Annotated in this window: 11 protein-coding genes; 6 read left to right on the top strand and 5 right to left on the bottom strand. The window is 71.5% G+C overall.

What is annotated here, in order from left to right; translation table 11 throughout:
• Positions 1 to 15 precede the first annotated feature (15 nt).
• Both eno and AMO33_RS24525 read right to left on the bottom strand, forming a co-directional pair.
• The gene (gene eno, locus AMO33_RS24530; RefSeq protein WP_011211394.1) at positions 16 to 1302 is read right to left on the bottom strand and encodes a phosphopyruvate hydratase; all 1287 of its coding nucleotides are present in this window, start codon (positions 1300 to 1302) and stop codon (positions 16 to 18) included.
• Between the two features lie 111 nt (positions 1303 to 1413).
• The gene (locus tag AMO33_RS24525; protein WP_082668857.1) at positions 1414 to 2136 is read right to left on the bottom strand and encodes a lytic transglycosylase domain-containing protein; all 723 of its coding nucleotides are present in this window, start codon (positions 2134 to 2136) and stop codon (positions 1414 to 1416) included.
• A gap of 246 nt (positions 2137 to 2382) precedes the next feature.
• Between AMO33_RS24525 and AMO33_RS24520 the strand changes: the two genes are divergently transcribed.
• The 5 genes from AMO33_RS24520 to AMO33_RS24500 all read left to right on the top strand — a co-directional run bounded on the left by AMO33_RS24520 (position 2383) and on the right by AMO33_RS24500 (position 8606).
• Positions 2383 to 3534 carry a TauD/TfdA family dioxygenase gene (locus AMO33_RS24520; protein WP_060594426.1) on the top strand — a complete coding sequence of 384 codons (1152 nt, stop codon included), beginning with the start codon at positions 2383 to 2385 and terminating at the stop codon, positions 3532 to 3534.
• Positions 3506 to 4516, top strand: coding sequence for an ornithine cyclodeaminase family protein (locus AMO33_RS24515; protein ID WP_170916175.1), 1011 nt, complete (start codon positions 3506 to 3508; stop codon positions 4514 to 4516). The genes AMO33_RS24520 and AMO33_RS24515 overlap by 29 nt, the downstream gene beginning before the upstream one ends.
• A gap of 59 nt (positions 4517 to 4575) precedes the next feature.
• On the top strand, positions 4576 to 6045 hold the full coding sequence (locus tag AMO33_RS24510) for an alanine racemase (RefSeq protein ID WP_060595133.1): 1470 nt from the start codon (positions 4576 to 4578) through the stop codon (positions 6043 to 6045).
• Between the two features lie 97 nt (positions 6046 to 6142).
• Positions 6143 to 7171 (top strand): PLP-dependent cysteine synthase family protein, encoded by a 1029-nt coding sequence (locus tag AMO33_RS24505; protein WP_060594425.1) that lies wholly within the window; start codon positions 6143 to 6145, stop codon positions 7169 to 7171.
• Between the two features lie 40 nt (positions 7172 to 7211).
• The gene (locus AMO33_RS24500; RefSeq protein WP_060594424.1) at positions 7212 to 8606 is read left to right on the top strand and encodes an MATE family efflux transporter; all 1395 of its coding nucleotides are present in this window, start codon (positions 7212 to 7214) and stop codon (positions 8604 to 8606) included.
• A 25-nt stretch (positions 8607 to 8631) separates the two neighbouring features.
• Here AMO33_RS24500 and AMO33_RS24495 read toward each other — a convergent pair whose 3' ends face one another.
• Both AMO33_RS24495 and AMO33_RS24490 read right to left on the bottom strand, forming a co-directional pair.
• On the bottom strand, positions 8632 to 9207 hold the full coding sequence (locus AMO33_RS24495) for a TerD family protein (protein ID WP_011211401.1): 576 nt from the start codon (positions 9205 to 9207) through the stop codon (positions 8632 to 8634).
• Between the two features lie 52 nt (positions 9208 to 9259).
• Complete coding sequence (locus tag AMO33_RS24490; protein ID WP_011211402.1) at positions 9260 to 9715, bottom strand: hypothetical protein; 456 nt, start codon at positions 9713 to 9715, stop codon at positions 9260 to 9262.
• 547 nt (positions 9716 to 10262) lie between these two features.
• On the opposite strand from AMO33_RS24490, the gene AMO33_RS24485 reads away from it, so the two are divergent.
• The gene (locus AMO33_RS24485; RefSeq protein WP_411157133.1) at positions 10263 to 11717 is read left to right on the top strand and encodes a stealth family protein; all 1455 of its coding nucleotides are present in this window, start codon (positions 10263 to 10265) and stop codon (positions 11715 to 11717) included.
• Here the strand turns inward: AMO33_RS24485 and AMO33_RS24480 are convergent.
• Positions 11665 to 12654: a phosphodiesterase gene (locus tag AMO33_RS24480; protein WP_050768166.1), complete on the bottom strand. Its 990-nt coding sequence runs from the start codon at positions 12652 to 12654 to the stop codon at positions 11665 to 11667. The two genes, AMO33_RS24485 and AMO33_RS24480, sit on opposite strands and share 53 nt — an antisense overlap.
• Positions 12655 to 12962: the final 308 nt, after the last annotated feature.

Below are 12962 nucleotides of genomic sequence, written 5' to 3'. Positions count from 1 at the left end.
CTTCGAACACGAGCCTTACCCGTCGAACACGAAGCGCGGGAACGCCACGTCGCCGGCGTACCGCGCGGAATCGCCGAGCGCGTCCTCGATGCGCAGCAGCTGGTTGTACTTGGCGACACGCTCGCTGCGCGCGGGGGCGCCGGTCTTGATCTGGCCGCTGCCCACGGCGACGGCCAGGTCGGCGATGGTGGTGTCCTCGGTCTCGCCCGAGCGGTGCGACATCATCGTCTTGTAGCCGTTGCGGTGCGCGAGCTCGACGGCGTCGAGGGTCTCGGTGAGGGTGCCGATCTGGTTGACCTTCACCAGCAGCGCGTTGGCCGCGCCCTTGGCGATGCCGTCCTCGAGCCGCTCGGGGTTGGTGACGAACAGGTCGTCGCCGACCAGCTGGATCTTGTCGCCGATCTGGTCGGTGAGCGCGACCCAGCCGTCCCAGTCGTCCTCCGAGAGCGGGTCCTCGATGGAGACCAGCGGGTAGGCGCCGAGCAGTTCGCTGTAGAACTGCGCCATCTCCTCGGCCGAGCGGACGGTGCCCTCGAACTTGTAGCCGCTGCCGGAGGTGTAGAACTCGGTGGCCGCGACGTCCAGCGCGAGCGCGACGTCACTGCCCAGCTTCAGGCCGGTCTTGGCGATGGCCTGGGCGATCAGGTCCAGCGCCTCGCGGGTGCCCGCCACGTCGGGGGCGAAGCCGCCCTCGTCACCGAGGCCGGTGGACAGGCCCTTGGACTTCAGCACCGCCTTGAGCGCGTGGTAGACCTCCGCGCCCCAGCGCAGCGACTCCTTGAAGGTGGGCGCGCCGATCGGGGCGACCATGAACTCCTGCACGTCCACCCCGGTGTCGGCGTGCGCCCCGCCGTTGAGGATGTTCATCATCGGCACCGGAAGCACGTGCGCGTTCGGGCCGCCCAGGTAGCGGAACAGCTCGAGGCCCGAGGACTCCGCGGCCGCGCGCGCCACCGCGAGCGAGACGCCGAGCAGGGCGTTGGCGCCGAGGCGGGACTTGTCGGGGGTGCCGTCCAGGTCCAGCAGCACCTGGTCGACGGTGCGCTGCTCGACCGCGTCCAGGCCGATCACCGCGGGCGCGATCTCGTCGAGGACACCCTCGACGGCCTTGAGCACACCCTTGCCGTTGTAGCGGTCGCCCCCGTCGCGCAGTTCGACGGCCTCGTGCTCACCGGTGGAGGCACCCGACGGCACGGCGGCCCGGGTGAGGGTGCCGTCGTCGAGGGCGATCTCGACCTCGACGGTGGGGTTTCCGCGGGAATCCAGGATTTCGCGCGCTCCGACCTGTTCGATGATGGCCACGAAAACGACTCTCCTTCGGCTGCTGGCACGGTGGGTCTGACGGTTGGGCCGTGCGGTGCCGAGCCTAGCGTCCCCGCCGCGTCCGAGGTAACCGGCACTCCGGGCGGCCTGTCACACCCGCCGGCCCACGCTGTAGGCGGCCGCGCGGTGCCGGACGGTGTGGAGATAGCTGGTCGACTGGTTGTAGGTGAGCAGCGCCTGCTGCCAGCCCTCCCGGGAGGTGAGGTCGCCGCCGCTGGCGCACAGGTACCGGGCGGCGGTGAGCGCGGCGTCGTCGATGCTCTGCGGGTCGAGCACCCCGTCGCCGTTGGCGTCGACACCCCAGCGCTGCCAGGTCTCGGGAATGAACTGCAGCGGTCCGACCGCGCGGTCGTGCTCGGGGTCGCCGTCGAGCGCGCCGCCGTCGGTGTCGCGGATGACCGCCACGCCCGGCGAGCCGTCCAGCGCCACGCCGATGATGGGCGGGCGCACCACGCCGTCGGCGTGCAGATCGGACTCGCGGTGGGTGCCGTGCTTGCTCTCCACACTGGCGATGCCCGCCAGCGTGGTCCAGGCGATGCCGCAGCCGGGCCGGGAGCGCGCCATCACCGCGGCCGCGTAGCCGTAGGCCTCGAGTGCGACGGTGGGGATGCCGAGCGTGCCGGACTGTGTTTCGGCCCAGTCGCGCAGTTGCAGGGCGGCGCGGCCGGGCGCGTCCACGTCGATGACGGGCAACGGGGCCCCGGGGCCGGGCGGGATGCCCTCGGGAATGGGTGGCAGGTCCTGTCCGAGACCGCACCCGGCGACGACCAGGGTCACCAGCGCGGCGGCCAGGACGCCGGTTCTCTTCGACAACACCACTCCATCATCCAGACGCCGCCGCGTAACCCGGCTTGACGGCGCCGCGCCGCCGACGCGACCCGCGCCTGCGCCCCCGAAAAGCGCTCTCACCGGCCACGGAAGCTCTAGCCTGTCATGCGATTCGGCTATTTTTCCCCGACTCGCTTAGGTAAGGCTTGCTTAAGTCGGCAGGACCGGATAGCTTCGCAGTTCGATTCGCCCCCACCGCTTTTCGATCCGATGCGAAGAAGGGAATCCCTGGTGAAAAGCGTTCTCCCGGAACGTAAGACGCTTCACCCACTGGACATCGAACACCGTGAACTCCCCGCGGCCGCCGCGCGGGCCGTGCGCGAGCTGGCCGACGAGATATCTACCACACTGGCGCGCCTGCCCGGCCCGGCACGGCACACCACGACCCTGACCGACCCGGCGCTGCTCGAGCTGATCGACGCGCGCGCGGGCGAACTGCCCGACGCGGTACGCCACGCCGTGCGCCCGCCCGAGGGCGACGCGGGCGCCGCGGTGCTGCGCCGCCTACCGCTCACCGACGCGGAATTGGGCCCCACACCGGCGAATTGGCGCGCGGCGGCGCGCAGTGCCGCCGCGGATCCGCACTCGGCGTCGCTGCGTCTCGACCTGGCCGTGCTGCTGCTCGCCCGGTGCGCGGGCGAGCCGTTCGGCTGGGTCGGCCAGCAGGACGGCAGGCTGGTCAACAACATCGTGCCGAGCCCCGGCCACGAATTCGAACAGTCCGGGGCCAGCAGCGCCACGCTGCTCAGCCCGCACACCGAGGACGCGTTCCACCCCGAGCGCGCGAATCTGCTGATGCTCGCGTGCCTGCGCAACGTCGACGCGGTCGGCACCACGGTGTCCTCGATCCGCCGGGTGGACCTCGACCCCGCCGATCGCGCGCTGCTGACCATACCGACGCTGCCGATCCTGCCGGACGTCTCCTACGGCGACGGGCACGAGCGGCACACCGCCGTACCGCTGCCGACCATCTGGGACGCGGCCGAAAACACCGGAGCCGCATCGTTTCCCACGCTGCGCTACGACCCCGCCTACACTCCGCTCGACGACGCCGACCCGGCCTTCCGGCTCGCCTACGCCCGCCTGGGCGCGGAGCTGGAACGGGTCTGCGTCACCGTGGCGCTGGCGCCCGGCGAAATGCTGTTGGTGGACAACGATGTCGCGGTGCACGGTCGGGTACCGTTCACCGCGCGGTACGACGGCACCGATCGCTGGCTCAAGCGGGTGAACATCCGCCTGCCCGAACGACGGCGCCGGGCCGCCGAAGCCGACGAGAATGGGTACGGGCAGCGCACAGTCGCCCCGTTCCGGAAACGGATCGGCCGAGCGGGAGCAGAGCGGGAAACGACACCTGATGAACGAGGACGCCGTGAACACTCGTGACCGGAGCACGCCGCTGCGCGTGCTCAGCCGCAGCGATCTCGCCGACGTGCCGATCACGCCGGGCGAGGTGGTGCGCGCCGTGGAGGACGCGTATCTCGCCTTCGCCGCGGGCGATTCGGACAATCCGCGCAAGCTCAGCGTGGCCAATCCGGACGGCTGGTCGGTCGCCTACGCCATGTTGGGCCGCGACGGCCGGCGCCGGGTGGTCGCCATGAAGACCAGCTACAAGTTCGACCCCGGCCACGACCGCAGCACCAAGCGCTACTACACCACCATCACGCTCTACGACGACACCACCGGCGCACCCATCGCGATGATGGACTGCGCGCGCGTCGGCGCGCTGCGCACCCCGGCGGTGTCGGCGCTGCTGGTGCGCGAGACGATGCGCCGCGGCGCGGAGAGCGTGCTGCTCATCGGCACCGGCACCCAGGGCCGTAACGCGCTGCCGCACCTGCTGGCGGCCAATCCGCAGCTGCGCAAGCTGATGGTCTACGGCACGCACGCCGAGGGGCTGGCGGCCGTGCACCGGCACCTGGCCGAGCACAACCCGCACGCGCTGCTCGAGACCGTCGAGGATCCACGTGCCGCGGCGGCGGGCGCGGACGTGGTGCTGGCGACCGCGGGCCCCGGCACCGAGGTCGCCCTCGAATCCGCCGATCTGGCACCGGGTTCCACCGTCGTCCTGGTCGGCTACGGCCTGGCGCCCTCGACCCTGGTCGAGGCCGACCGCGTGGTGGCCACCAGCGCCGAGCAGATGCGGCTGACCGGCACCGACATGGCCGGGCCGGACGGCACACTGCGCGGCGTGGACGCCGAACTGCCGCACATTCTCACCCGGCGCGCGGTGGGCAGGCGCTCGGACGAGGAGAAGATCTTCGTCTACAACAGCGGTCTGGTGCTCACCGACATCGCCGTCGCCCACGCCCTCGCCGAACGCGCCATCGCCGAGGGCCGCGGCACGGAGGTGCCACTGTGGGATTAGGGCACGGAGGTGCCGCTGTGGGAACAGAGGTGGGCGTGGACCTGCCCGGCGCGGGCGAGATGGTGCTGTTCGAGGTCGACCCGGCCGCGTACGTCCCGCGGGCGGCCGACGATAGCGCCGAGGCGCCCGCGGACGTCGCGCCCGCACCGGCGCTGCCCGACGAGACCGTGCCCCTGCCGATCCCGGGCTGGCCGGAACGGCCGGGCGACGACGCCGCCTCGATCGCGGCCGTGCCCATGCCCGCGCACCTGGGCGACTGGGAGCGGCGGGTGCTGGCGGACCCGGACCTGTTGGCCGACATCGCCTTCGCCGTCGGTACGCCGTTCCATCTGCTCGCCCCGGCGCGGGTGCGGGCCAACATCGCCGCGTTCCAGGTCGCCTTCACCACGGCCGGGGTCGACGGATACGTCTACTACGGCAAGAAGGCGAACAAGGCCGTCTGCATCGCGCGGGCGTGCGCGGAACAGGGCGCGGGCGTGGACGTGGCCAGCGTCGGCGAGCTGACCGCGGCGCTGGCCCAGGGCGTGCGCGGCCCGGAGCTGATGGTCACCGGACCGGCGAAATCCGACGAGTTGCTGTGGCTGGCCACCCGGCACGGCGCGGTGGTCGCCGTCGACGCCGTCGACGAACTCGAGCGGATGGTCGCCGCAGGATTCGACACCCGGGTGCTGCTGCGCGTGCTACCACCGGCATCGGACAGCCGCTTCGGCATGACCGACGAGGAACTGGACCGGGCGCTCACCCTGCTCGCCGGCACCCGGATCCGGTTGGCCGGATTCAGCTTCCACCTCGGCGGGTACGAGGCGAGCGCCCGCGCCGAGCTGGCGGCCGTCCTGGTCGAGCGGTGTGTACGCGCCCGCGCCGAGGGCCACGCCGCCGACACCATCTCCATCGGCGGCGGTTTCGGTGTCGACTACGTCCCGGCGCAGGCGTGGGCGGCGTTCACCGCGGCGGCCGGGCCCGCCTGGTTCCACGCGGGCAAGAGCTTCGACTCCTACTACCCCTACCACTTCCCCGTTCCCGGCGCCGCCATGCTCGCGGAGATCCTGCGTCACGGTGGCCTCGCGGAGTTGCTGCGCGGCAACGGCATCCGGCTCGCGATCGAGCCGGGCCGCGCGCTGCTCGACCGGGCGGGCTGCACCGTGTTCGGCGTGCGCGGCGCCAAGACCCGCCACGCGCACGGGCGGCCGTACCGGCTGCTGACCGTCGACGGCACCAGCCTGAGCCTGTCCGAGCAGTGGTTCGCCAGCGAATACCTACCCGACCCGCTGCTGTGGCCCACCCGCCCCGGTGCGCCCACCCCCACCTGCGTGGGCGCCACCAGTTGCCTGGAGTCGGACATGCTCAGCTGGCGGCGCATCCCCCTGCCGCGCGCCGCCGAACCCGGCGACCTGCTCGTCTACCCGAATACCGCCGGGTACCAGATGGATTCCAACGAATCCGCCTTCCATGAACTACCGATCCCGCCGAAGGTCGTACTGCACGAGACCGACGGCGGCCGACTGCGCTGGGCCCTGGACACCCGCTGACGCGCCGTCACCCCACCATCCACACCACCACGCGGGCCCCGGTACGCGCGCCGGACGGCCGTGCCGCGGCCCGCCCCCGTACCCGAGGAGACCACCCATGCTCGTCACCCGTGTGACGGATCTGATCGGCCGCACGCCACTGTTCGAACTCGCCACCACCGACACCGGCACCCGCCTGCTGCTCAAGCTGGAGCAGTTCAACCCCACCGGCGCCGCCAAGATCCGGATGGCACGCGAAATGGTGCTCGACGCGGAGCGGCGCGGTTTGCTGGAGGTTGGCGGGCATATCATCGAGTCCACGTCCGGCAATACCGGGCTCGGCCTCGCGGTGGTTGCCGCCGAACGTGGGTATCGCTTCACCGCGGTGGTCGATCACCACGCCTGTAAGGACAAACTGCGCGCGATGGCAGCGATGGGTGCGGAACTGGTGTACGTCGCCGACGAGGGTGACGACGGATTGGCGACCTCGGCACGGGAGGACCTGGCCGAGGCGATGGCGGCCGAATGCGGCGGGTACTTCACCGAGCAGCACAACAACGACGCCAACGCGGTCGGCTACTACCCGGTCGCCGAAGAATTGCTGGAAGATGTCGAGCGGGTCGACATCCTGCTGTCGGCGGTGGGCACCGGCGGCTCGCTCTTCGGCACCGCGACCCGGCTGCGCCAGCTCGGCTGCCCGCCGCACGTGATCGGGGTGGAGCCGGTGGGCTCGATCGCCTTCGGCGGCCCGGGCGGCCCGTACTGGCAGTCCGGCACCGGCACGCCGCCCGGCGCCACCATCGGCACCGCCGTCGACTACTCGCTGCTCGACGAGGGCGTGAAGGTGTCCGACACCGATGCCTTCGCCACCGCGCGCGCCGTCGCGGCCGAACTCGGGCTCATGCTCGGCGGCTCCGCGGGCGGCTCGGTGTATGTCGGCCTGGAGCGGCTCGAGCAGTTCCCGCCCGGGTCGACGGTGGTCACCATCGTGTGCGACGGCGGGGAGAAGTACCTCGACACCGTCTTCGACGACGACTGGATGCGCGCGCGTGACCTGCTCGCCCCGGCCGTCGAGGACCGCGTGCGCGAGCACCTGCGCCGGTACGCACCCGCCGCCCGCCGCCCCGCCCTGGCCCACGCGCGATGATCACCCCGCCGTATCGCCCCGCGCACACCGAGGTGCAGCCATGACTCCGTTCGGTCCGGACACGCGCAGGCTGGCCGCGCTGGCCACGCCGATCGCGCTGACCCAGCTGGCCCAGATCGCCGTGTCGACCACCAACATCGCGCTCATGGGCACCCTCGGGGTCGGCGCGGTCGCCGCGGGCGGACTGGCACTGGTGCTGTTCAACCAGATCCGCACGATGTGCGTGGGGCTGGTCACCGGCACCGGCAACCAGGTGGCGGCCGCGGTGAGCGCCGCGGACAAACGAGGTGACTCGCCCGCGGGCGAGGTGCGCGAGATCGTGCGCGCCAGCTTCCTCGTCGCCACCCTGGCCGGACTCCTCGGCGGTGCGGTGCTGATCGGGCTCGGCTGGTCCCTGCAATGGCTGGGCCAGGACGCGAGCGTGCTCGCCGAGGCGCGCCCGTTGCTGGTCGCGCTCGCCCCCGGCCTGCTGCCGTGCCTGTGGTTCCAGGTGCTGCGGCAGTACACCGTCGGCATGCAGCGACCGCAGGCCCTGCTGCTGGTGACGCTGGCATCGATCGCGCTGAACCTGGTGCTCGCGCTGGCCTTCATCCACGGCTGGGCGGGTGTGCCCGCACTGGGGCTCACCGGCGTCGGCGTGGCGACCTCGCTGGTCTTCCTGATCACCTTCGGTGTCTTCTGGGCGATGGTGCGCCACGACGAGCGGCTCGGGGCGATGCTGTCGGTCCGGCCGTGGCCGGTGCGCGGGCGTACGGTCCTCGCCGAGCTGCGTCTCGGCACGCCGATCGCGTTGACCTACGGCTCCGAGGCCGGGATGTTCTCGGTACTCGCGCTGGTCATGGGCAGCCTCGGACCCGCGGCGCTGGCCGCGCACAACGTCGTCTACCAGATCATCTACATCGTGTTCCAGGTCGCGATCGGCCTCTCGCACGGCGCCTCGATCCTGGTCAGCCACGCCGTGGCCCGCGACGAACACGCGCACGCCCGCCACGTCGCATGGCTCGCGCTGCGCTACGCGGGTGTGGTGGCGGCGGTGACGGGTGCGCTGTACGTGCTGGCGCCGCAGCTGGTGCTGCGCCCGTTCCTGGACCCGGCCGACACGGCGACCCTCGACATCGCCCGGGTGCTGCTGCTGATCGGCATCGTCCTGCAGTTCTTCGACGCCGCCCAGAACATCGGTACCGGGCTGCTGCGCGGGCTGGAGGAGACCGGCGCCGGGTTCCGGCTGTCGCTGATCGGGTATTGGCTCGTCGGTCTGCCCACCGCGCTGGTGCTGGCGCTGCCGGTCGGCCTCGGCGCACCGGGCGTGTGGTGGGGGCTGACCGCGGGCCTGGCCGCGACGGCGATCCTCATGGTGCGCCGGTATTTCGTCCTGCTCGACGGCCTGGCCCTCCCGCGGCCGCGGCCGCTGCCGCAGACCGTGGGCACCGCCTGAGCGCGGTGCCCACGGACCCGGCGGACTAGACGTTGACCCCGTAGTCGCGGGCGATGCCGGCCAGGCCCGAGGCGTAGCCCTGGCCGATGGCGCGGAACTTCCACTCGCCGCCGTGCCGGTACAGCTCGCCGAAGATCATCGCGGTCTCGGTGGAGGCGTCCTCGGTCAGGTCGTAGCGGGCCAGCTCGGCGCCGGTCTGCTGATCGACGACCCGGATGAAGGCGTTGCGGATCTGGCCGAAGGACTGCCCGCGCGCGTCGGCGTCGTGGATCGACACGGCGAAGAAGATGTTGGTGATCGTCGGCGGCGTGGCGGCCAGATCGACGTTGACCACCTCGTCGTCACCCTCGCCCTCGCCGGTGAGGTTGTCGCCGGTGTGCTCGATGGTGCCCTCCGGCGAGCGCAGGTTGTTGTAGAAGACGAAGTGCTGGTCGGACAGCACCTTCAGGTTCGGCCCGCACGCCAGCGCGCTGGCGTCGAGGTCGTAGTCCGCACCGGTGGTGGTACGGACGTCCCAGCCGAGTCCGACCGCGACCTTCGTCAGGTTCGGCGCCTGCTTGGACAGCGAGACGTTGCCGCCCTTGGCGAGTGTGACGCTCATGATCCCCTTCCGTTCGGCGCACGGCGGCGCCGCCTCTCTCGTTGTGTGCGGGTCAGTTCGGGTGCTCGGCCCAGTCGCGCAGCGTCGCCACGCGGCCCTTCAACGCGTTCAACTCGGACTCGTCGAGCACGGTGCGCTGGATGCCCTGCGCGACCGCGAACGCGGACTGGCGGTGATCGTCGATCACCGCGACATCGATCTGGACGGCGACGTAGTCCGGCGCCCCCGGCATCTCCTCGGCGATCACCTTCGCGGTGCCGCGCGCGCACAGCGCCACGTCGCCGCCGCCCAGGATCAGCAGCGCCACGTCCGGGCGCTCCCGCAACCGTGCCAGTGAACCGCGGTCGGACTTCAGGCTGATCAGGATGCGGCGATCGCCCGCGCGCACCGGCCACGAGACCGGGATGGCATGGGGCGCAGGGTCGGTCGTGACGAGCACGGCGATGGTCTCCTGCGGCCACTGCGGTAGCACGTCGAGCTCGGGATGATCAGCTGTCAACTTCGTCACCTCGCGGATCTCGTGCGCGGCGGGCTGTGCCGCGCCCCTGCCAGTCTAAGGTGCTGGCGCACATGCCCGCTGGTGCAACGGTGGTCCCCGTCGCCCGCTCCGGCCGCCCGCGCCGCCCTGCTACGCCCCGGTAGGGTCCGATTGACGGAATCTCGCCACGGGGGCATCATTCCTATGCAACGTCCTGTTCACCAGGCGTTCTTCGTTTCGCCGGCCGATGACTGTCCGGCCCTGCGTGCTGTTCCACGGTCGCGCTCGGTCGCCACCTCGGAACCGCGCTCTCCTGTTGACGACGCGTGACGCGTCCGGTGCGTGAGTGAGGTGAGAACGAAATGGTTTACCACTCGTCCCGAGTTCGGCGGATCACGACGTTCCGGCACTACGGCACCGCTCCCCACGTCTGACTCCGCACCGCACCGGGCCGGACCGCACCGCGGTGACGCATCGGCGTCGCCGCGGCGGTCGCCCGACTCCCGGTGCGGTGAGAGCGAGGTGCGGGCGAATTCTCTCGGACAGCGAACGTGTGGAGGCAGACATGGATACCGGCATGGGTGGAATGGATTTCGGCACCGTGGACGCGGTCGCGGGGCAGGTGGCGGGCAACCTCGCCGTCTCCGAGGCGACGATCGCCGACCTGGGTTATCTGCGGGCGCAGCTCGCCGCGGCCGAGGTGCCGTTCCTGCTGGTGCGCGACCGCGACCACCGGCTGGTGCTGGCCGCCGACGCCGCCCATCGCGCGATGGTCCGGCGGGTCACCTCGGCCGCGGCCGCGGCCGGTTTCGTCTGCACGCAGCCGCAGCCCGACGTCGTCCGGCTCGGCCGCGACCGCGACCCGGCCCACCACGTGGAGCTGGAGCTGTGGGAGTACCACGGCGACACGGTCGAATGCCCGCGCCCGAACGCGTTGACCCGCACCGTCTTCGACCTGGCCGACGTGGAGTTCACCGAGGTCCGGCTGTTCGACCGCAGCTGGCCGACGCTGGCGCAGATGTTCGCCCCGCAGCCCACCGACGTCGGCTTCGACATCGACATCGTCTTCTCCTGGGTGGACGGCTCCGACCCCGAGTTCCGCGCCCGCCGGGCCGGGATGATGGCGCAGGTCGTGGTCGGCGAGGGCGACGACGCCGACGCCCGCATCCGCCAGATCGACGAACTGAAGTACGCGCTGCGCTCGGTGCACAAGAACGCGCCGTGGATCCGGCGCATCTTCATCGCCACCGACTCCCCCGCACCCGCCTGGCTGGCCGAGCACCCCAAGGTCACCATCGTGCGCGCGATCGACCACTTCAGCGACACCTCCGGGCTGCCCACCTTCAACTCGCACGCGGTGGAGAGCCAGCTCCAGCACATCGAGGGGCTCAGCGAGCACTTCCTGTACTCCAACGACGACATGTTCTTCGCCCGCCCGGTGCGGCCGTCGATGTTCTTCACCCCGGCCGGCATCAGCCGCTTCATCGAGGCCGACGTGCGGATCGGCCCCGGCCGCAACAACGAGCGCCGCAGCGGCTACGAGAACGCCGCCCGGGTGAACCGGGCACTGCTGGCCGAGCGGTTCGGGCACGTCATCACCCGCCACCTCGAGCACACGCCGGTGCCGCTGCGCCGCAGCGTGCTGCGGGAGATGGAGGAGGAGTTCGCCGCCGACTTCGCCCGCACCAGGACCAGCCGCTTCCGCGCGGCCACCGACATCTCGGTCACCAACTCGCTCTACCACTACTACGCGCTGCTCACCGGCCGCGCGGTCCCGCAGGAAGCCGCGCGGGTGGCCTACGTCGACACCACCAGCCGGGCGGGGCTCGCGGTGCTCGACGACATCGCCGCGCACCGCGACCTCGATTTCTTCTGCCTCAACGACGGCAGCTTCCCGGAGATCTCCGAGTCCGAGCGGGTGCGCGAGGTGTCGCGGTTCCTCGCCGGCTACTTCCCGGACCCGGCGCCCTGGGAACGGGTCAGCGCACCGTCTCGTCGTCCGCTTCCGGAGTCGACTGCCGGCGCCGCATGACGTGCGGGATACGGGCCGCGGGCGGGATCACGATGCCCTCCGCGGCCAGCCGCGCCGCGGCCTCGTCCGGCGTGGCCGGGGAACCGACCGTCGGGCCCGCGTCGATGGGCACCACCGAGTGCACCACGGTGTCCGGGTAGACGTGGACGAAGTTGAACGCCTGCGCACCGTCGCGGCCGCGGATGCCGCCCTCGGCGACGGCCAGATCCTGGGTGTAGCAGCTGGAGGAGGCCACCGACACCGGGATGCCCGCGAAGGTGGCGTAGGTGGAGAAGTGCACGTGCCCGGCCAGGATGGCGCGCACGTCGGTGCCGTCGAGCACGTCGGCCAGCCTGCGCTGGTCGCGTAGCTCCACGGTCACCGCCAGGTCGAGCACGCACGGCACCGGCGGGTGGTGCATGGCCAGGATGCTGCCGAACGGCGCGGGCTCGGCGAGCACCTCGCGCAACCACGCCAGCTGCTCGTCGCTGATCTCGCCGTAGTGGTGGCCGGGCACCGAGGTGTCCAGCACCACCAGCCGCAGCCCGTCGATCATGTGCACCCGGTCGAACGGCTGCCCGGAGGAACGCTCGTCGAGCAGGTGCCTGCGCAGCGTGCCGCGGTCGTCGTGGTTGCCCATCACCCACACCACCGGCGCGCCCAGATCCTCGGCGAACGGCTCCACCAGCGCGCGCAGCTTGTCGTAGGCGCCCGGCTCGCCGCGATCGGCGAGATCCCCGGTGAACACGATCGCCGTCGGCCTGATCCGGCTCGCGGTGGCGTGCTCGAGCAGCTGGCTCAGCCGCCGCTCGGCGTCCACGTCGCCGTACAGATCCCCGTCACCGGCGACGAGGTGGGTATCACTGAAATGGAACAGAACATGATCCGGACGCGGATACTCCGCGACTCTGCTGATCGGCACCGGACCGAACACCCCTCCCGGCAGGACGACCGCCATCGACTTCGGAGTTCGACGCCAGAATATCGAACCCCTATCGACGGAGTTCCCCCGCGCGGGTGACGACACGCTTGCGAGCGGGTGAGGGTTCGGTGTCGGCGCCGGATCGGTTCGGCCCGCACCCGCCCGCCACCTGGCATTGCGGCGCGACCGGGGCGGTTGTAGCCTGGCGGCGTCCGGGCACGGGAGACCCGGACAGGTCGCTGCCGTCGCGCAGCCACACGAGGGGGGATCACCGATGCCATCCAGCCACATCGCCGACACCGCCGCATCGTCGGCACCGTCGGCACCGTCGCCACGGAGACCAC

The organism is Nocardia farcinica (assembly GCF_001182745.1).
Lineage (GTDB): Bacteria > Actinomycetota > Actinomycetes > Mycobacteriales > Mycobacteriaceae > Nocardia > Nocardia farcinica.
This window is presented reverse-complemented; position numbering and strand designations above follow the sequence as displayed.